Raw genomic sequence first — 19,222 nt, forward strand, 5'->3', positions numbered from 1 at the left:
TACAGGGATCGCAACGCCTGATCCTGAAATGACAAGAACAAAAAAGAGAACATTAATCGTGAGTCGGGGCAATAGCGTTTGGTGCTGGGCAAGAAACGGGTTGAATTCAGCGCTCGGCTGCACGATTTTCAGGGTGATCCAGCATGGAGTTACTCACCATGAAACAGGCAACACACCACTATCTGATCTTCGAAACCGCCGCCGGCTTTTGCGGTATTGCCTGGAACGATGTCGGCGTCACGCGCTTCCAATTGCCGACGTCGAGCGCCGAGGCGACGGAGCGCCTGCTCCTGCGTCGCATCCCAGGCGCCGAGCCCGCAACACCACTCCCTGCCGTCACCGAGGTGGTGGCGGCGGTAAAGCGCTATTTCCACGGAGAGCCGACGGACTTCTCGGCCATCAAGCTTGACCTCACTGGCCAGGACGCCTTCTTCAAACAGATCTACGATGCCGCGCGACAGGTCGGCTGGGGCCACACCACCACCTATGGCGCGCTTGCAAAGCAACTCGGCGCCGGGCCGGAGGCGGCGCGCGATGTCGGCCAGGCGATGGCGAAAAACCCGGTGGCGTTGATCATCCCGTGCCATCGCGTTCTTGCGGCCGGAAACAAGATCGGCGGCTTTTCCGCGCCGGGCGGCTCGTCGTCGAAACAGAAGATGCTCGAACTCGAGGGCGTCAGCCTGGTGCCGCCGAAACCGGCGCAGCAGACCCTCGACTTATGATAGGTTTTGAGGTCACATCAGGCGGCGCGACCGGCAATCATTCCCATTCAATTGTTTTTTGATCCAGCTTTGGCGCTGGACTTCTCCGACACCAGCTTCGCGGACTTCTTCGCCTCCGAGCTCAAGGTCAACATCGACGATCCGAAATATGCGGCGAATGGTGGCTCGAAGGGCGCCTGCGCTGCATCCTGCAGAGCTGCGACGACGCTACCGCGATCCGCACCCCAACAGCGCTCTGGGAGCATCGCTCGGATTATCTCGCCCGTACCGGCGGCGAGGATCCCGTCGTCAATGCCGAGAGCCGCAATCAAGGGCTGTTCGACGCCTTCGGCCTGGCCGCCAAGGACCCCTTCCGGCTGAAAGGCGAACAGATCGACGGCAGCGTCCAGCTTGGCACCGACATCTATCTCCTCGAAGCCAAGTGGCACGGCCGAACTGCACAGTTTTCATGGCAAGATCGAGCAGAAGGCGGCGTGGACGCGCGGCCTCTTCGTCAGCAACAGCCAAGACCAACTCAGATCATGTTCCCGACGCTTTGTAAGCTTAATATGTCATATATGACTACTTACTGCTCTCTTTTGCGCATATCTGAAGCTTAAACGGCGAGTGCTATTTCACTCTGGTCGTTTATGAAGGCGGGCTCATATTGGCGCGCCAAGGATCCGGAGACACCCACCTGTCGAAGCGCCTCACGCCATTCACGGGAGATGCGCTGCGCCGTCTCGCGGATCATTCGGCGAGCGTCCGCTTCGGCGATCTCGAAGAACTCGCACGCTTCGAGGGCCAGAAGGATCGACCGGTCATGCGCGCCGCCCTCGATGATCGCCGTTTCGAGATGCCGATTGCGGTCAGGCGCGGGGTTCACATCGAAAACCGGAGACAATCGCCAGCGGCCGGCTCCCACATAGAGGAAGCCGTGATTCTTCAGGTGGTCGTCCTTGTTCGACACAAGGATGGTGAAGATCAGGCGCAGAAAGAGTTCGCGGAAATCGGCCTGCGGATCAGCGGCATTTGCCCTCATGAAATCGACGATCTCCGTATAGGAGCCCAGCTCGGTTCCGGTCTTCACAAGGGCAGTGCGGGCCGAGATATAAGGAATACGTGAGGTCCCGCGCCGGTCGAACCGCTGGATCAGAGCGACCGGGAATGGCGTATCGGCCAGTTCCAGCCTGACCTCCGGCGTGCGGATGCCGCAGGCCCAGGCGAGGCGGAGCGTAGCAACCTCGACACATTCGATCGGTTGCTGATCGTGGACCGACGTGAACTTGGCAAGCCAGAGCGTCTCGCCGTCCTTGACATTGGCCTTGGGACGCGCGCCGCCGGAACCGCCCGCGCCGACGAGTACCTGTATCTCCTCGGCGGAAATCTCTCTGCCATGCTCATAGGCCCGCGCGATGGCGGTGATCGCCTGTAGATCGACGAGGCGTGGCACGGCATCGGCCGCCCCACCCCTGATGATCTGCCCGGAATCGTCGAGAAATCGCAGCGCGCCTTGCCGGCAAGTGTCATCGGACAGGGTCAAGTACTCGAATTCGGAAAGGCCGTTGCCATAGGCGCGTTCGAGAAGCCTGCGGCCCCAGCTGTCTGGCGCGGCATCGGCGAAGACGCCCGCCAGTGCGTCGCGCATGTTTCCGGCTTGGCCGGACGTGTGAAATGGCCCAGCTTCAAGGGGAAAGGTCGGCTGCACGGCAAAAGCGCGGGGATTCTCGATCCAGGCGGGGTCATAGGCGAAGGTCGAGAACTGGCGCGGCCCGGCCTGTGTGAAACGCAGCTGACCAACAGGTGTCAGGCTCTCGCCGAGAACGACATGGGCGTTGAAGTCGGGCATCAGAATGACGCGCCGTCCGGATCGACGACGTCTGGATCATTCTGTGCCGTTTTACCCTTGGCCTTCTGCCTGCGCAGTGCGGTCGCAAAAGACCGTCCGCGACGCGGCTGGCGTTCGGCGGTCAACGCCAGACCCAGTTCGTCCTTGCGGATGTCGATCAGGTCGGCCAGTCGGTCGACAAGACCAAGCACGACCAGGATATCGGCGAGCGTGCCGATTCCGACACCGGGGTCCCCCTTTTCCAAGCGCGCGACGGTGCTCGGCGACGTGCCCGCGCGCACTGCCAGATCGGCCACGGCGATGCCGCGCCGCAAACGAGCACCGCGGACGTCGTGTCCAAGTCTTTCAAGGGCGGACCTTGATTTCGGCGATCCCATAGCAAGTATCCAGATACGGTGACTAAAACTATTTATCACGTCATATATGACTAATTGGTACATTCGGCAAGGTCGTCGTGCGACAGAGGTCCTGCCGACTGCCCACTCATCGTGAAGCCACTGGCTGCCTAGGGGCTACAGAGGCGCATCGCGACGACTGGCGCCCGCGGAGGATCGCGGAATAGCGAGCCGTCGATTCGACGCTATAGCCCGATACTGAATGCCCCCGCCTTGTGCGTAACTAAATCGAGAGCCAAGGCCACGACCATGGAACTGGTGGAGGCCACCGGCTTCGACGTGCTGGGCTCTGGAAGTCTCAGCGACTCCTGGCGTCAGCGGCCCGACACCCCCGTCTATTGCACGGAACTGACGACGAAAGAGTTGCAATCGGCGCTGGGGTCGCCCGACCGATCTCGCGCTCCCGGCAATCGCGACGCCCTCCTTAAGGAATTCATGGCGGCCGACGGTCAGCTGACCCACGACGAAATCGTCGTCCGCAACCGGGCGACAACAGCGTGATTCTCAAAAAATCGCTGTGCATGTGCACAGTTTCAAGCCTGACTTGGCCCGTAGGTGCTCGCTGGAAATGAGTCGGCGGACAGCTTGGTTACAGCGCGCTCTAGCGTATTTCGGATACTCCCCGTCAGGCCAAAAATCATTCCCACTCGATTGTTCTGAAGCATCATAACGCATTGATCCATCGAGGAAAATCTTTCCGCTGACGACGAAGAACCATATCCCGGATCCGTCAGAAATTCTCGCTCTTGAATTCAAAGGAGAATTTCGGCGATCCGCGATTTGCTCGGTTTCAAAGACTATCGATATCGGTTGGTCTATTTTCCTCGGAGTTCTCCGCAAAAGCGGCGTCTCCAGCCTGCCAAAAAGACCGTCAGCGATGGTAAAGTTCGTCGCCGTCAGTAGTGTGGCCCTCGCGCCGGTTGCGATACGGGGCAACATTCGCGGATTGAACGACGTCGCTTCAAGCGATCGCAGGTCGGCTTCCGACCGGATTACGGCAGGCGTCACCGGCGACCTGCCGGGCGTCAGTCGCGCGATATGGACAGTCCCGCGAGAAGCGGAGCGTACGCGGCGAGCCGGCGGGATACGAACTCAGTGAAGAGCCGGACGCGCTTCGTCTTCCGTGTCTCCCCCTGCGTCAGAAGCCAGAGCGTTCCATGCATGTGCAGGTCGGTGCCCGGCACCCTCACCAGGAGGGGGTCGGCATCTCCGACGAAGCACGGCAGTGTCGTCATCCCGAGCCCTTGCCGTACTGCAACGATCTGCGCCTCGCCGTCCGTGGTCCTGAACGGGACCCCTGTGGTACGAACCTCGCCCTCGCGGGCCCAGTCCGGGATGCCATGGATGCTTATGACGATCCACCGGATGGGATCCGGCGCACCCGCATGCCACGCGGCCAGTCGATCGCGAGACATGTAGACGCCGCCGAACAGCTCCGGTCCCTTCAGGCCGTGAAGATTGAGCGGCAGGGTTTTGCGGTCGTAGACAACGCGGATCGCCACGTCGGCCTCTCGGTTGGTCAGATTTGCTAGCTCGCCGGACGACAAGATTTCCATCTCGATGTCCGGATGCAGACGCGCGAAATCGGCGAAGTCCGGCATGAGCAGGTGTGTCGCGAGGGGCGGTGCCAGCGTCACCCGCAGAAGCCCGCGCACGCTCTGGTCGCGCCCGAAGACGCGCGTCTCCAACTGGTGCGACGACGCTTCCATCTGGTTCGCGAGCTCGAGGACCTCCTCGCCCGCAGCCGTCAGGCGATAGCCCGAAGGCAGCTTTTCGAACATCTGCGCCCCGAGGCGTTCCTCGAGCTGTGCGATGCGTCGCAGCACGGTCGAGTGGTTCACACCAAGGCGCCCGGCGGCAGCCCGCACCGAGCCTCCGCGCGCGACGGCAAGAAAGTAGCGAACGTCATCCCAGTTGATCATGGTGCAATCCGGCACCGCGCGGTGCGCCTTCCAAAATTCGTATCTAACACATCGTAAAGCAGTACGGGCGGCCATCATAGCTTATGCCGACGAGCGCGGCCCATTTCCGAACGACGGATACCGATCGTGGCGGCTGGCGTCAGTTGTCCAACCGGATCGATTTCGCACCACCGATGTGCGCGCTTCCGCACTCAATGCCTGACTCCGGCGAACCTATGTTGAGGTTCTCGGGGGCGTTCCCGAACGACCAAAGACAGAGTCTGATAGGAGAAGTCATGGGAAAGCTTGAAGGTAAGGTTGCAGTCATCACAGGTGGATCGAGCGGCATGGCGCTGGCGAGCGCCAAGCGGTTCGTTGAAGAAGGCGCCTATGTTTTCATCACGGGCCGGAGACAGGAAGCGCTGGACGAGGCCGTCAAGCTGATCGGCCGGAACGTCACCGGCGTGCGCGGCGATGCGTCCAATCTCGACGACCTCGACCGCCTGTTCGATACAGTCAAGCGGGAAAAGGGCAAGATCGACGTCCTGTACGCGAGCGCGGGCATGGGCGAAGCCGTCCCACTGGGCGAGATAACCGAGCAGCATTTCGACGCGACCTTCAACCTGAATACGCGGGGCACGCTGTTCACGGTTCAGAAGGCGTTGCCGCTGTTCAACGATGGCGGATCGATCTTTATGACCGGGTCAGTTGCTTCTATCAAAGGTTTTCCTGGTTACAGCGTGTATGCGGCGAGCAAGGCGGCGCTGCACGCGTTCGCACGCGGGTGGCTCAACGAACTCAAGGGCAGGAATATCCGGGTGAACGTGCTGCACCCGGGGCCGATCGCTACGCCGATGCAGGACCAAGTTCTCACCGAGGAGGCGAAGCGGATGTTCGAATCCCTGATCCCGCGGGGAAAGATGGGTCGTCCTGAGGAAATTGCGGCGGCCGCGCTGTTTCTTGCTTCAGACGATTCGAGCTTCGTGAATGGGGTGGAGTTGTCTGTCGACGGCGGCTTCTCGGCCATCTGAAATCGCGCCGGATCGCGGAAGTGGTGACCGTCCGGCCGCGCGGAAGTCGTTCACGACAGGACGTCTACGCGTCAATTCAGGAATTCGAACCGATGACGCGCATCGCTTGCCGTGAAGGTCCGAAGATCTCGCGAAGGTCGCCATGCAGCGAAACGGATAACCCCGCGCCGTTGAAGGTCGGGGAACCAATATCAACACACGGATTGGAGAAGTATTATGAGCTATGCGATTGTAGGATTCGGTGCGGTAGGCCAGGCCCTCGCCCACGCCTTCGCACGTAAAAACATCGACGTGACCGTCGCGAGCCGCCGGCCGCCCGAGGCGTTGGCGGCGCAGGCTCGGGCGATCGGCCCCACGGTCGTCGCCAAGTCGCTGCGGGAAGCACTCGAGGCCGACACAATCATCTTGGCGGTCCCGTTTGGGGAGCATCGCGAGGTTGCGAAGGCACTGCCGAGCTGGAAAGGCAAAACGGTCATCGATGCGATGAACGCGTTTCCAGTCCCTGAAGAGCTGGACGGCCTCCCGTCCTCCGCCTTCGTCGCGAAGTCGTTCACCGGCGCCAAGTTCGTGAAAGGTTTCAATCACCTGATTGCCGCCACCCTGGCTGCCGATCCGATCGTCGAGGGCGGGCACCGGGTCGTCTTTCTGTCGAGCGACGACGAGGACGCGATCGCTCCCGTGGCGGCCTTGGCCAAACAACTCGGGTTCGCACCCGTCAAGCTGGGCAAGCTCAACGAGGGTGGCGCGCTGGTACACGCACGCGGCCGCACTTGGGGCCAGCTCATCTTCCAGGACTTGTTCAAGAAGGAGCAGTAATCGATCTACGACCGTGTGATCGACGCCGAGAACCGGTCGCGCGCGCTAACTTCTTCGAGCAGCGCGCGACCGAATATTTGAAGGCCACAAAGTCGCGAAGGTTGGGGTGGGCCTGACGGCGTATACGCGCCGTTCGAAGAGCGGGGAGACGCCCGACACAGCGGCAGATCTGCGGGTCGCCTAGAATCTATCGACTGCTATCGATGGCCTAGGATTCGCTCGAGTGTCTACTCCACGGTACTCCCCTTCATTCCCACTCGATCGTGCCGGGCGGCTTCGAGGTGACGTCGTAGACGACGCGGTTGATGCCGCGCACCTCGTTGATGATGCGGGTCGCGGCGCGGCCGAGGAATTCCATGTCGTAGTGGTAGAAATCCGCGGTCATGCCGTCGACCGAGGTGACGGCGCGCAGCGCACAGACGAATTCGTAGGTGCGGCCGTCGCCCATGACGCCGACGGTCTGCACTGGCAGCAACACGGCAAATGCCTGCCAGATCGCATCGTAAAGACCGGCCTTGCGGATTTCGTCGAGATAGATCGCGTCGGCTTCGCGCAGGATTTCCAGCTTTTCGCGGGTAATGCCGCCGGGGCAGCGGATCGCAAGACCCGGACCCGGGAAGGGGTGGCGGCCGATGAACGAGTCGGGCAGGCCGAGTTCCTTGCCGAGCACGCGCACTTCGTCCTTGAAGAGTTCGCGCAGCGGCTCGACGAGCTGCATATTCATGCGCTCGGGCAGGCCACCGACATTGTGGTGCGACTTGATCGTTACCGACGGGCCACCGGTGAACGAAACGCTTTCGATCACATCAGGATAGAGCGTGCCCTGGCCGAGGAATTCGGCGCCGCCGAGCTTCTTGGCCTCTTCCTCGAAGGTCTCGATGAACAGGCGGCCGATGATCTTGCGCTTGGTCTCGGGATCGCTGACGCCTTCGAGCTCGCCGATGAACTTGTCGGCGGCATCGACGTGGATCAGGTGCAGATTGTAGTGTTCGCGGAACATCTCGACGACGTTTGCCGCCTCGTCCTTGCGCATCAGACCGTGATCGACGAGCACGCAGGTCAGCTGCTCGCCGACGGCCTCGTGGATCAGAAGTGCCGCAACCGAGCTGTCGACGCCGCCCGAAAGGGCGCAGATGACGCGCTTGTCGCCCACCTGTTGGCGAATCTGCTCGACCGCCTTCTGGCGATAGGCCGACATCGACCAGTCGCCCTTGATGCCGGCGATGTTGTGAATGAAGTTTCCGATCAGCTTGGCGCCGTCGGGCGTGTGCACGACCTCCGGGTGGAACTGCACGCCGTAATACTTGCGCTTCTCGTCGGCAATGAAGGCGTAAGGCGCGTTCGGTGAGGTCGCCACGACCTCGAAACCTTCGGGCAGCGCCGTGACGCGGTCGCCGTGGCTCATCCAGACCTGATGGCGCGAGCCCTTCGACCACAGACCTTCGAACAGCTTGCTGTCTTCATCGACTTCGAGAAAGGCGCGGCCGAATTCGCGGTGATGGCCGCTCTCAACCTTGCCGCCGAGCTGCATGCACATCGTCTGCTGTCCATAGCAGATGCCGAAAACAGGCAGGCCGCTGTCAAAGATGATCTGCGGTGCGCGGGGCGAGCCTTCGTCGACCGTCGAGGCCGGGCTGCCGGATAGGATCACGGCCTTCGGCTGCAGGCGCTTGAAGCCTTCTTCGGCGGACTGGAAGGGAACGATCTCGCAGTAGACACCTGTTTCGCGCACGCGACGTGCGATCAGCTGGGTTACCTGGCTGCCGAAATCGACGATGAGAACGCTGTCTGGATGTGCTGTCTGGGTCATGGCGAGCCTTTAATGAAAAGCACCCGGTCTTGCAATGCGCGAAATCCTTCGCTGGAGGATTTTATTGTCCTGATTGTCCCTGTTCCGCAGGGGCTAGAACCAGAATACGCCGTCCTCCAGCGCCGTAAACAGGCTGTCGACGGCATAAGACAGCTTGCGGTCGACGACATGAAGGTATTCCGTCCAGCCGGAAATGTGCTGCAGCTCCTCCACGCCGTCGGAAATCCCGCGCAGGCCGATCAGCGGCAGCTGGTAGGCCTGGCAGGCACGCAATATCGCGAAGGTCTCCATATCGACCATGTCAGCGGCAATTCCGTTGTAGGCCCGCCCGGACACAACGTTGCCGCCGGTCGACAGGCTCGCCTCCGCAATACCAGGGATCCTGAGCGGCAGATCGACGATGGCGGGCAAGTCGAGGAACGGCGTGCGCCCCTTCTCGAAGCCGAGCGGCGATGCGTCCATGTCGCGATAGGACACGGAGGTGGCCTGATAGACCTCAGTCTGTTCGAGCTTTGCCGACCCGGCCGAGCCGAGCGAGACCACCAGCTGCGGCAACTCGTCGGCCTGCTCCAATTGCGCCAGCGCCCGGGTGAGCACGATGGCTGCCTCGACCGGACCGACGCCCGTCATCAGTGGCTCGAAGCGAGAGCGCAGGAACGGGCCGTATTCGGCCTCCGCCGCCATCACGAAGAGAATGGACTTGCCGGCGACCGATTTCAGCTCAAACTTCATCCCGAAATGCCCTCTCTGCCACGGATGATCATCATGGTGCTTGTCATGGAAGCGATCAGCTTTGCCGGTCCGTCGCCGATCGCGTAGCCGCGCCCGTCCGCAACGATGATGTTCGATCCCGGCTTGGTGATCTCGCCCCGAAACAGGAAACGATCGCCACGCCCCGGCGACAGCAGATTGACCTTGAATTCGATCGTCAGAACGGATGCTTCGGCATCGATGACGCTGTAGGCGGCAAAACCGCAGGCGGAATCGAGGGCAGCGGAGATCACGCCGGCATGCAGGATCCCGTGCTGCTGGGTGAGTTTGACGTCGAATGGCAGTTCGATTTCTACCATTGCCCGCTCGATACGGGTCAATTCGGCCCCGAGGGTATGCAGCGCCGCCTGGCGGGCAAAATTCTGGTGGATTCTCTCGTGGAAATCGCCGCTATCGTTGTCAGTCATCGTTTCGCCTTTCTTGCGAGCGCGAAAGTGGCATGGTGCGCCGCATCAGACAAGCGGTTCCCGGAAATCAGTTGGCGGAATGCTCCCGCTCGATTTGCTGCCGCCCATCGTTTGACAGTGCGTGCCGGCGCCGGGCGTAAAGATTGGATTCAGTCTTTTTTGGTAAATCTCCGTTAGCCATTGCTTTTCAATGGGTCTCCGGTGGCAGCGAATCTGCCGTCGACGGTTGTTTTGCGTGCGGGTTCTTAATGCGTCTATCGGCTGCGTCAGCTTTTTTCCTTGCTTGCCTTGCTTTGTCAGGCTGCACGTCCAGTTTGGGACCGGACAGCCTCGTTGCAGGAGTGCCGTCGCGCGAGACGACAAGCTCGGTCACGCGCCCAAGCGCCCCCGTGCCGGCAACGGCTGTGCCGTCGGCCGATGTGGGTGGGGCCCTGCCGGTCGCGCCGCGACAGGAGGAATTGGCCTGGGCAGGTCCGGTTCCTCCGCCGCAAGCCTTCATGCCGCAGGCAAGCGTGGCTGCAGCCCCGACACCATCGGAAAGGCCGGTTGCAGCACCAGCGCCGATGGTCGCGGAAATCGATCCGGCGCCGCGCACACGCTCCCAGATCTACGGTCATCGTTTCCGTGACGTCAAACCCATCAACTTCGGATCCTCTTCGCCGCGAAAGCTCGCCGTTCATGGCGTCGACGTGTCGCGATGGCAGGGTGACATCGACTGGCAGAAGCTGAGGACGCAGGGCGCGAACTTCGTCTACATCAAGGCGACCGACGGTGGCGACCATCTCGATCCGATGTTCCGAAAGAACTGGCGGGACGCCAAGCAGGCCGGAATGAAGCGCGGCGCCTATCACTTCTTCTATTGGTGCCGCACGGCCGGCGAACAGGCGGACTGGTTCATCCGCAATGTTCCCAGGGAAGCCGGCGCTTTGCCGCCGGTCATCGACGTCGAGTGGAACGGTGAGTCCAGCTGCAAGCGACGGCTCTCTCCCGAGAGGGTTCGCGAGAAGATGCAGGTCTTCATGGACAAGCTGGAGAAGCACTACGGGCAGCGGCCGATTATTTACACCGCACCGGACTTCTACCGTGATAACCTCAAGGGCGCGTTCGTGAATTATCCCTTCTGGCTGCGTTCGGTTGCAGCACACCCCTCGAAAGTTTATCCCGGACGCCGGTGGGTATTCTGGCAGTATTCGGGCTCCGGCATCTCGCAGGGCGTCGATGGTCGGATCGACCTGAATGTCTTCCACGGCAGCGAGGATGACTGGCACGACTGGGTCAGCAGCGCCGGCTGAGACGCTGCCGGTTCTGCTTGCTTGAAACAATCGGGAGGCTAGCTATGGCGGAAGTCGTGCTCTTTCATCATGCACAGGGTTTGACGCAAGGTGTCGTTGCCCTTGCCGCAGACCTGCGGGCCGGCGGACACGTCGTTCATACACCCGACCTTTTTGCCGGCCGGACGTTCGACACCTTGGAGCAGGGTGTGCAGCATGCTCAGGAGATCGGCTTCGGCGAAATTGTCGAACGCGGAGCACGCGCAGTGGATGGGCTTATGACCGAGCTCGTCTATGTCGGTCTTTCCCTGGGCGTGCTGCCGGCGCAGTATCTGGCCCAAACGCGTTCCGGCGCGCGGGGCGCGATTTTTCTTCACGCCTGCTTGCCGCGCTCGGAATTCGGTTCGGCCTGGCCGGAAGGGCTGCCGGCGCAGATTCATGCGATGGGAGCCGACCCATTCTTCGTCGGAGACGGTGATATCGAGTCAGCCCAGGCGCTCGTTGACGAATCGGCCGACATCAGGCTTTTCCTCTATCCGGGGGACTCGCACCTCTTTTCCGACCGGTCGCTCGCGGCCTACGATCCAGCCGCCGCCGCCGTTCTCGAACGACGGTTGCTCGACTTTCTCGCCGATCGATAGCTGTTCAGCCGCGTCGCGGTGGCAGGCTATGCCTCAGTTCAGATAGACGATCGAGCCGTTGAGCAGCGTCGCGAAACCGACCCAGACGGCATAGGGAATGAAGAGCAGCGCGGAAATCCGGTCCGAGTTCCAGCGGTTTGCGGCAAAGGCAAGGATCAGCCCCAGCAACAGGACGATGACGACCAGCGACGCCGACAGCATCCGCAAGCCGAAGAAGAACGGCGACCACAGAAAATTGAGCACCATCTGCCAGGCCCAGATGAGCATGCCGATGGAAAGATGCCCGCGCAGCCACGTCCTCGCCCCGGCAATACCGATCAGCACGTAGAGAGCGAACCAGACGGGCCCGAAGATCCAGTCAGGTGGATTGAATGCCGGTTTGGCAAGAGATTGATACCATTCCCCAGGCAGATTATTGACGCCGATAGCCAGACCCCCGCCGAGCGCGATGGCGACGAAGACGATGTAGGTCAGGGCTTTGCTCATGCGGCGGAGATAGTGCAGCCATACACTCCAACCAGATCGCTAGCGATCTTTTGCGCACAATTCAGACGGCCGCAATGCGCACGATATGCTGGTCCCAGGCAACATCGCTCTGCGTTGACAAAAATCCGCCTTCATAGGACGACACGGCGAAGCCGTCTTTGGCCGCTGCAATCCCTGCTGCATCGGGCACGACGTCCTCACGAAGCACCCGGCCGCTCTTCGCATCGATCGTCACGGAGGCTCCGCGCGTGGGCGAGGTGACGCCGACCAGCCCTTCTGCTCGATTGATTGCGATCGCACCGACATAGTTGGCAAGCCGGCGTGTCGTCTCTTCCGGCAGTTCGACGAAGCGCAGGTCTTCTCCTTTCGCAAAGGAGCCGACGAGCGGCGGCAGGTCGTTGCGGTGTCCTTCATATTGGCAGGCAAACCAGATGCGGCCGTTCGTATCGACATCGACGTGTCGGGTAGAGAGTTGCGCCCATTGCGATGGCAGAGAGTGTTTCTCGATCAGTGTCCCCGTTGCCGCATCGATCAGCGTTAGCGACGGCTGCATGCTGGAGAGGTTGAGCTTCGTGCGGCCGAAATCCGGATGCGTTTCGATCCCGCCATTGGCAACGATCAGCATGCGCCCGTCGTCGGAGACCGTCATGTCATGCGGACCGACGCCGTAGGTCTCGAACTCGCCGATGCGCAAAAAACGGCTGGTCGCATCGTAAAGGCCGATCACGCCGCGGTTGCTGTCGAAGGCGTTCTCGCTGGCATAGAGGAGCCGGCCATCAGGGGAGAAGGCGCCATGGCCATAGAAGTGACGACCTTCGGCGGCCGTGATGATGATCGGTTCCTTTTTGCCGCGAGGGTTGAAGATCATCGCATAGGTGCCGGGACGACGGGCAAACGCGACAGTCTTTCCCGTCACTTGGCTGCAGGCCATGCCGTGGGCGCGCGCCGGAAGCGTGACTTGGTCAACAATTTCACCGCGCTCCGAAACCGTGGCAACGGCGTAGGATCCGTTTGCCGTCCGCATGCCCGACGCATAGACCGCGTCCGCACGGTCCAGTGCCATGAGCGCTCGCGGCTGGAGCGCGGCCAGGAATGTCAGTCCGGCGGCCTTGACGAAACTGCGCCGGTCAATCGCCGAACTGTTCCACATGGCTTCAATCGCCGTCCGAGAAGGAGAAGCCGGCCGACAGGCCGATCGCGGCGCCGTAGTCATCGCTGATCTTGGTGATCAGTTCGCGCGTGCTGATGAGAAGGGCATCGAGCTTTGCCCTTTCCGCGGCGCTTGTCGCAACCTCGATATCGGGGTTGAGTTTCGGCACGGTGTCGAGCAGCGACTTGAAGCTGGCATCGATCGCGTCGGCGCTCGGCTTTTTGTCCGCAGGTAGCAACTCGGCCATGCCGGCTTTTTGCCAGAGCGTCCGCAGTCCCTCTAGGTTGGCCGTCATCGACTTCCAAGTGTTGTTGGAGCGCCAGTAGATCGCCATGCGTGGACGCGGCGTGGTGTCCTTGCCCTTATAGAATTGCTCGAGGCGCTGATCGCGGACGGTTTCCGCGCCGTGAACAAGAATGCCAAGCAGGGCGGTCACCGCCTCCTTGTTATCCATGAAGTCTTCGCTTTGCGGGCCGGGATGCTTCCAGCTTGCCTGCACGCCGTCGGGCTTTTCCCAGGCCGCGACGACTTCGCCGGCCTCGCGCTGGATGTTGCCGGCAACCGCCGCGCCATAGAGGCATCGGAAGCTGTTCTTCTGCTTTGTCAGGTCTTCAGAGCCGGTGCCGTGAAGCACGTATTCAAGCGCAGTCAGCCCCTGTAGCGCCACGCTTTTGCCGGCGATCGCGTCGACTGTTGCGTCCTTCGGATCGGCCTTGGCGATTAGAGCCTGAACCTGCTTCAGGCCGACGCCCTTGCGATCAGGATAGAACAGGATGTGCTCGAAGAGATTGTCCTGGATCACCGGTCCTGTCTGAACGATTTCTATGACCGACCAATAGCGGATCATGTCATCGAAGGCTGACTTCGCCTTGTCGAGCTTCTGCTGCGTTGCGTCTTCGCAGAGGTCCTTCATCGCCGTTGTCAGGCGCGCGGCCGATTGCTGGGCATTGCGGTAGCCGGGGCGGATCACCTCATCGACTGCCCGCTGCATGACTGCGGATACCGCTTCCTCGTTCAGGCCGGCTTGCGGTGCGGGGGTCTGGGCGGCAGCGGAGGAAACAAGGGCAAGGGAGAGGAGAAGAGGTTGCCAAAGGCGCATCAAAGGGACTCCAGGAATGTAATCAGTGCCTGCCGGTCATCCTTGGGCAGGGATATAAAAGCGTCACGCGCCTTTTGCGCCTCGCCGCCATGCCAGAGAATCGCTTCGGTGAGATTTCTGGCGCGGCCGTCATGGAGGAAAAAGCTGTGCCGGCTGACAGTCTGAGTGAGACCTATACCCCATAGCGGTGGCGTGCGCCATTCACGTCCGCTCGCGCTCCCGACTTGTTGTCCGTCCGCAAGACCCTCGCCCATGTCGTGCAGCAGGAAGTCGGAATAGGGCCAGATCAGTTGGAATGACTGGGCCTTGTCGAGGCTGTCGCGGCGCGTGACGAACTTCGGCACGTGGCAGGAAATGCAGCCACTTTCGTAAAAGATCCTCTTGCCCTGCAGGGTTACCGGAAAGCTCGCCTTACGCCGTGCGGGGACCGCAAGATTTTCCGAATAGAAGGTGACGAGATCGAGGATCGGACCGGGAGCCTCCTCCCTGCCCAGGCGCTTCTGGACGCCCGTCGGCATCTCCTGGCACTTGGCTTCGGCTTTTGTGCAATCGCCGTGCGGGTCGGGCCGGTCGGGGGTCGAAATGCCAATATCGTTGGAAAAAGCATCGGCGCTCTGATCGCGCACGCTTGCATTCTGGGCCTTCCAGCCAAAGCGCCCGAGCGCAACCTTGCCCGTACGGTGGTCGCGCACGATCGCCGCCTTGCCATGGATGCCGTCGCCGTTCGCATCGTCTGGATCAGCATGCGCGAGGATATCCGCCTCGGGAATAGCCTCGATTAGGCCTAGCCCGATCATTGCCGGCGCAACGCGCGGCGAGAGGGTCGTGGTCCGGTCAAGCGGCCCGTAGCCAAGGTCGGTCACCTGGTAGGTCGGCCGACGCAGCAAGACCGTCTCGCCGTCGCCAAGCGCTATAGACCCCTCGGTATAGCGGATCGCCATCTTCCCTTCGGAGGGAAGGCCGGGCACCGCGAGATCCTGCAGCTGGTGGCCATAGATGGGATCGGGGAAGTTGACGATCTCGGCCTCGGTAATCGCGCGCTGCTCCTCGGGCGTTGCCGGGCGCGATAGGCGCAGGACCATCGAGGTGGCGCTGACGCCGCCCTCCGGCGGCTTTCCGCGACCGTCGTTCAGGTGACAGCTCATGCAGGAGCGGGCATTGAAGAGCGGCCCTAGGCCATCCGAGGCCTGCGTCGAGGAGGGCGCGGAGACCCAGAGCTTCTTGAAGAGCGCGTTCCCGAGCCGGAACGGCTGCTCTTCCTCGAAGGGGATCGTCGCAGAGATATGCGAGAAGGAATCCTCGGTGATCGGATCGATCGATGTGGCACCGCCCGCCTGCATCGCTTCGTATTGTTCGGCCTTGGAAAAATCGGTGGTCGGTCGCGTCACATCAACGACGCGTTTCATATCTGCGTCGGAAAGGTCGGTTCGCGTTGTCGGGAGATCGAAACCAGACGCCAGAGCGACGGAAAATCCGGCGATTGCGGCGCAGAATGCTGCGCTACCGAGAAGACGACGAGCCGGTATGGGAGGCATTTTCGGGGTTCGGGCCGCTCCGCCAGACGAAGCGGCCCGCCTTTTCACTTATTGGAAGACCGCGCTAGGATTATCCAAGCTGTCGGAACCTTCAAGCTTCACCGTGCCGAGATCGAGTGCGGCAATAACGCGCTGCACCGATTTGGTCTGGTCGACGAGGCCATCGATAGCCGCTTGAACGACAGCGTTGCCCTTCTTGTTACCTTCGCCAATCATCTGGTCGTACTTCTCGACGTTCTGACCACGCTTGGCCATGACCTGCATCGCGTCGAGCGTCTTCTTCAGCTTGGCCTGCATTTCCTTGTCGAGCTTCTTGTCCTCGGCTGCGACAAGATCATGCAGCGACGGGCCCGCCATCTTCGTGCCGTCAACGCGGGTGTAATCGCCCGTGTAAGCGGCGGCGATGCCGATCGCGTCGTTGAGGTGCGAGTTGTAGGTGTTGTCGGAGAAGCAATCGTGCTCTTCTTCCGGATCATGCAGCAGCAGGCCGAGCTTCATGCGTTCGCCGGCCAGCTCGCCGTAGGAGAGCGAACCCATGCCGGTCAGGATCGCAACGAGGCCAGCCTTCGGATCGGCTTCGACATGCTTGGTGGCTTCGCCGTCCGGAGCCCAATTGTTGGTCATTTCCTGAAGGTCGGACACGAGCAGCGTCGAGGCGGACTTCAGATATTCGCCGCGGCGATCGCAATTGCCGTGCGTGCAATTCTTGAGGTCGTAATCGGTGGCAGGGCGGTTGCCGGCACCGGGGCCGGTTCCGTTCAGATCCTGGCCCCAGAGAAGGAATTCGATGGCGTGGTAGCCCGTTGCGACGTTGGCTTCGACGCCGCCGGCTTCTGCCAGCGTGCCGGACAGGAACTCAGGCGTCAGCTTGGACGCGTCGACATCCTTGCCGTCGATTTTGATGGTCTTGTTGGCAATGACGTTGGCGACGTAGAGTGAGTTTTCGTCGCTCTCGGTGCCGTAGGAGGCGTCGACATAATCGATCAGGCCTTCATCGAGTGGCCAGGCGTTGACCTTGCCTTCCCAGTCGTCAACGATCGGGTTGCCGAAACGATAGACTTCCGTCTGCTGATAGGGCACGCGGGCCTTGATCCAGGCGGCGCGAGCAGCCTTCAGCGTTTCGTCTGTCGGGCTCTTGAGCATGGCGTTGATTGCAGCGTCGAGGGCCTTGGCCGTCGTCAGCGAGTCTTCGTACTTCGCATGCGCAACTTCGGCGTAATGCTTGACGACTGCAGCAGCATCCGGTGCCGCATAGGCGGGAATGGCGAGCAGGGCGGTTGGGGCCACCGCCAGCGCCACGGCAGCGCAGAAATTCTTGTTGAGTTTCATGATCCTCTCCTGTGCGGACATTCCGTCTGAGGTCCGACGAAAAATCTCTTCGCCCAAAAGCAAACTGGTGTCAAACACTCTAGTTTGGAATGATTTTAAGTGTATCGCCACCATCGCCAAACGGCGGAAGTGAGGGTCAGCCCTTGCGCTGCATGCGGCAGAAAAAGAAACCGTCCGTATCCGTGGAGGCGGGTGTGAGGGTGATGGTCTTGCCGTCGGACGAGCGGGGACGTGGTCTGTCCTTTCCGAACAAGCCGTCCCACGCCGGCAGGGCGCTGACGATGTCGTAGTCGCCATTTTCGGCAGCGAATCGCCGAACCTGGTCCTCGTTCTCCTGCGGCAGCACTGAGCAGGTCACATAGATCAGCTCGCCGCCCGGGCGGACAAAGGCGCTGGCCTGTTTGAGAGCGTCTTGCTGTTGGGCAGTGCGCTCGTCGAGATTCCTGGCGGTCAGACGCCATTTGGTATCGGGTCGCCGCCGCCATGTGCCGGTTCCGGTGCAAGGCGCGTCGACAAGCACCTTGTCGCAGCGGTCGCCGAGGCCCTTCAGCGCCTTGGCGTCGTCATGCACTTGGACATTCCGCGTTCCCGCGCGCCTCAACCGTTCGATGATCGGGGCAAGCCGCTTGCGATCCGCATCGTAGGCGTGGACCTGGCCCTTGTTGTGCATGGCCGCCGACATGGCGAGCGTCTTGCCGCCGCCGCCCGCGCAATAGTCGAGAACCTGTTCGCCATCTTTGGGAAGCACGAGATCGGCAACGATTTGCGATCCCTCGTCCTGCACTTCGAACCAGCCTTTTTGGAACGAAAGCTCGGCGGTCACGTTTGGAAGCCGGGAGGCGCCTTCGCCGGCGGGAATCCGGATGCCGTACCGCGCGATCCTCGCCTCCTGTGCGCCGGCTCTTTCGAGCGCCTTAACCGCCTTGTCGCGGGTGGCTTTCAGGATGTTGGCGCGCAAATCGAGCGTGGGACGCCCGGCAAGGGCCTGCGCCTCGGCGAGCCAGTGATCCCCGAAGGCGCTTTCAAAGGAGGACTGGACCCATTCGGGAATATCGCCCTGAACATGAGCGGGCGCATCGGCCAGCAGGCGGTTGTTGAAGGCGGATAGCGCCGCTTCCGAAAGCGGGCTGGGTGCGAACTTGTCGTCCGTAAGTTCCGCAGCAAGGGTTTCCGGCGTGAAGCCCCACTGTCGGAACATGACGGCATATGCGATCGCGGATGCCCTGTCATCGTCCATCAGCCAAGCGTGGGAGAGGCGCATACGAAGCGCATCATAGACGATATTGCCGATCGCCGCGCGATCCCCGGATCCGGCAAACCGATGGGCGAGGCCCCAGTCCTTCAATGCATCGGCGACAGGCCGTCTGCGGGCATCGATATCTGCAAGAACCGAAATCGCCCCTTCGAGCCGTCCGCCCAAACGCATTCACACAGCTCCTAGTCGCCTCGGGTCAAAATTCCAGGCTTGTGAACAATCTGCAGGAAGCGCGACAGACGCAGCAGATTGTACACAAGTCTTCAATCGCGTCGTACTCGCGATTGGCGGCAAGAGCAAGCGACCGCGTCGGGCCGACAGATGTTCTAGCCTATGACCTCGTAGCAGACCTTCGCAGTGCCGCTGCTGACCATACCAATGTTCTGGGCGGCGGCGCGGGAGAGATCGAGGACGCGGCCACGAATGAATGGGCCACGATCGTTGACGCGGACGACGACACTGCGTCCGTTTTTGCGGTTGGTAACTTTCAGCTTCGTGCCAAATGCCAGTGAACGATGTGCTGCAGTATTGATGGTCGGGTTCATACGTTCCCCGGAAGCGGTTTTGGAGCGAAGTGCGTACCATGAAGCGCCACCGCAACCATTTGCAGCAAATCCTTCAACGGGAAGGATGGTAGAACAGGCTGCAATAGTTGCTGCTGCGATAACAGAACGGCAAATATTCTTCAAAACGGATTGTCCCCTCAACTGTTGAACTCACGCCTTGTGGGCGGTGGGAGGGTTGAATCCGGCCAAGTGTGGCGAAAAAGTGCCTC

General features: G+C 61.3%; 20 protein-coding genes. 6 read left to right on the forward strand and 14 right to left on the reverse strand.

What is annotated here, in order from left to right; all coding sequences use genetic code 11:
- The first annotated feature begins 158 nt into the window (after positions 1-158).
- Positions 159-722 carry a methylated-DNA--[protein]-cysteine S-methyltransferase gene (locus ACSQ9D_RS20425; protein WP_436283670.1) on the forward strand — a complete coding sequence of 188 codons (564 nt, stop codon included), beginning with the start codon at positions 159-161 and terminating at the stop codon, positions 720-722.
- A gap of 47 nt (positions 723-769) precedes the next feature.
- Here ACSQ9D_RS20425 and ACSQ9D_RS20430 read toward each other — a convergent pair whose 3' ends face one another.
- From ACSQ9D_RS20430 to ACSQ9D_RS20440, 3 genes are all read right to left on the reverse strand, one after another.
- Positions 770-1,150 (reverse strand): hypothetical protein, encoded by a 381-nt coding sequence (locus ACSQ9D_RS20430; protein ID WP_436283671.1) that lies wholly within the window; start codon positions 1,148-1,150, stop codon positions 770-772.
- A 167-nt stretch (positions 1,151-1,317) separates the two neighbouring features.
- The gene (locus ACSQ9D_RS20435) at positions 1,318-2,550 is read right to left on the reverse strand and encodes a type II toxin-antitoxin system HipA family toxin (protein ID WP_436283672.1); all 1,233 of its coding nucleotides are present in this window, start codon (positions 2,548-2,550) and stop codon (positions 1,318-1,320) included.
- Positions 2,550-2,927, reverse strand: coding sequence for a helix-turn-helix domain-containing protein (locus tag ACSQ9D_RS20440; RefSeq protein WP_436283673.1), 378 nt, complete (start codon positions 2,925-2,927; stop codon positions 2,550-2,552). The genes ACSQ9D_RS20435 and ACSQ9D_RS20440 overlap by 1 nt, the downstream gene beginning before the upstream one ends.
- Before the next feature lie 267 nt (positions 2,928-3,194).
- On the opposite strand from ACSQ9D_RS20440, the gene ACSQ9D_RS20445 reads away from it, so the two are divergent.
- Positions 3,195-3,446, forward strand: coding sequence for a hypothetical protein (locus ACSQ9D_RS20445; protein WP_436283674.1), 252 nt, complete (start codon positions 3,195-3,197; stop codon positions 3,444-3,446).
- Positions 3,447-3,970: 524 nt separating this feature from the next.
- On the opposite strand, the gene ACSQ9D_RS20450 is transcribed toward ACSQ9D_RS20445, so the two are convergent.
- The gene (locus tag ACSQ9D_RS20450; RefSeq protein WP_436283675.1) at positions 3,971-4,867 is read right to left on the reverse strand and encodes a LysR family transcriptional regulator; all 897 of its coding nucleotides are present in this window, start codon (positions 4,865-4,867) and stop codon (positions 3,971-3,973) included.
- Between the two features lie 275 nt (positions 4,868-5,142).
- On the opposite strand from ACSQ9D_RS20450, the gene ACSQ9D_RS20455 reads away from it, so the two are divergent.
- Both ACSQ9D_RS20455 and ACSQ9D_RS20460 read left to right on the forward strand, forming a co-directional pair.
- The gene (locus ACSQ9D_RS20455; RefSeq protein WP_062941403.1) at positions 5,143-5,877 is read left to right on the forward strand and encodes an SDR family NAD(P)-dependent oxidoreductase; all 735 of its coding nucleotides are present in this window, start codon (positions 5,143-5,145) and stop codon (positions 5,875-5,877) included.
- Between the two features lie 216 nt (positions 5,878-6,093).
- Positions 6,094-6,693: an NADPH-dependent F420 reductase gene (locus ACSQ9D_RS20460; RefSeq protein WP_436283676.1), complete on the forward strand. Its 600-nt coding sequence runs from the start codon at positions 6,094-6,096 to the stop codon at positions 6,691-6,693.
- Positions 6,694-6,940: 247 nt separating this feature from the next.
- Here the strand turns inward: ACSQ9D_RS20460 and guaA are convergent, their stop codons facing one another.
- The 3 genes from guaA to ACSQ9D_RS20475 form a co-directional block, all read right to left on the reverse strand.
- A complete protein-coding gene (gene guaA, locus ACSQ9D_RS20465; RefSeq protein WP_436283677.1) occupies positions 6,941-8,503 on the reverse strand; it encodes a glutamine-hydrolyzing GMP synthase in 1,563 nt (520 codons plus the stop codon).
- Positions 8,504-8,596: 93 nt separating this feature from the next.
- The gene (locus ACSQ9D_RS20470) at positions 8,597-9,235 is read right to left on the reverse strand and encodes a 5'-methylthioadenosine/S-adenosylhomocysteine nucleosidase (protein ID WP_037114914.1); all 639 of its coding nucleotides are present in this window, start codon (positions 9,233-9,235) and stop codon (positions 8,597-8,599) included.
- Positions 9,232-9,681 (reverse strand): PaaI family thioesterase, encoded by a 450-nt coding sequence (locus ACSQ9D_RS20475; protein ID WP_037114910.1) that lies wholly within the window; start codon positions 9,679-9,681, stop codon positions 9,232-9,234. The genes ACSQ9D_RS20470 and ACSQ9D_RS20475 overlap by 4 nt, the downstream gene beginning before the upstream one ends.
- 248 nt (positions 9,682-9,929) lie before the next feature.
- Between ACSQ9D_RS20475 and ACSQ9D_RS20480 the strand changes: the two genes are divergently transcribed.
- Both ACSQ9D_RS20480 and ACSQ9D_RS20485 read left to right on the forward strand, forming a co-directional pair.
- Positions 9,930-10,973 (forward strand): GH25 family lysozyme, encoded by a 1,044-nt coding sequence (locus tag ACSQ9D_RS20480; protein ID WP_436283678.1) that lies wholly within the window; start codon positions 9,930-9,932, stop codon positions 10,971-10,973.
- 44 nt (positions 10,974-11,017) lie between these two features.
- On the forward strand, positions 11,018-11,593 hold the full coding sequence (locus ACSQ9D_RS20485; protein WP_436283679.1) for a dienelactone hydrolase family protein: 576 nt from the start codon (positions 11,018-11,020) through the stop codon (positions 11,591-11,593).
- A gap of 33 nt (positions 11,594-11,626) precedes the next feature.
- Here the strand turns inward: ACSQ9D_RS20485 and ACSQ9D_RS20490 are convergent, their stop codons facing one another.
- From ACSQ9D_RS20490 to ACSQ9D_RS20520, 7 genes are all read right to left on the reverse strand, one after another.
- Positions 11,627-12,079 (reverse strand): TspO/MBR family protein, encoded by a 453-nt coding sequence (locus tag ACSQ9D_RS20490; protein ID WP_436283680.1) that lies wholly within the window; start codon positions 12,077-12,079, stop codon positions 11,627-11,629.
- A gap of 61 nt (positions 12,080-12,140) precedes the next feature.
- Positions 12,141-13,229 carry a DUF1513 domain-containing protein gene (locus ACSQ9D_RS20495; RefSeq protein WP_436283681.1) on the reverse strand — a complete coding sequence of 363 codons (1,089 nt, stop codon included), beginning with the start codon at positions 13,227-13,229 and terminating at the stop codon, positions 12,141-12,143.
- Between the two features lie 4 nt (positions 13,230-13,233).
- Positions 13,234-14,328 carry an imelysin family protein gene (locus tag ACSQ9D_RS20500; protein WP_436283682.1) on the reverse strand — a complete coding sequence of 365 codons (1,095 nt, stop codon included), beginning with the start codon at positions 14,326-14,328 and terminating at the stop codon, positions 13,234-13,236.
- Positions 14,328-15,863 carry a di-heme oxidoredictase family protein gene (locus ACSQ9D_RS20505; RefSeq protein WP_436283683.1) on the reverse strand — a complete coding sequence of 512 codons (1,536 nt, stop codon included), beginning with the start codon at positions 15,861-15,863 and terminating at the stop codon, positions 14,328-14,330. The genes ACSQ9D_RS20500 and ACSQ9D_RS20505 overlap by 1 nt, the downstream gene beginning before the upstream one ends.
- A gap of 48 nt (positions 15,864-15,911) precedes the next feature.
- Positions 15,912-17,192, reverse strand: a complete 1,281-nt coding sequence (locus ACSQ9D_RS20510) for an imelysin family protein (protein ID WP_436283684.1) — start codon at positions 17,190-17,192, stop codon at positions 15,912-15,914.
- A gap of 136 nt (positions 17,193-17,328) precedes the next feature.
- Entirely contained in the window at positions 17,329-18,618 is a 1,290-nt protein-coding gene (locus tag ACSQ9D_RS20515; protein ID WP_436283685.1) for an RsmB/NOP family class I SAM-dependent RNA methyltransferase, read from the reverse strand.
- A gap of 155 nt (positions 18,619-18,773) precedes the next feature.
- Positions 18,774-19,136, reverse strand: coding sequence for a septal ring lytic transglycosylase RlpA family protein (locus ACSQ9D_RS20520; protein WP_436283686.1), 363 nt, complete (start codon positions 19,134-19,136; stop codon positions 18,774-18,776).
- Positions 19,137-19,222 lie beyond the last annotated feature (86 nt).

Source organism: Rhizobium sp. LjRoot258 (assembly GCF_964254185.1).
Taxonomy (GTDB): Bacteria; Pseudomonadota; Alphaproteobacteria; order Rhizobiales; family Rhizobiaceae; genus Rhizobium.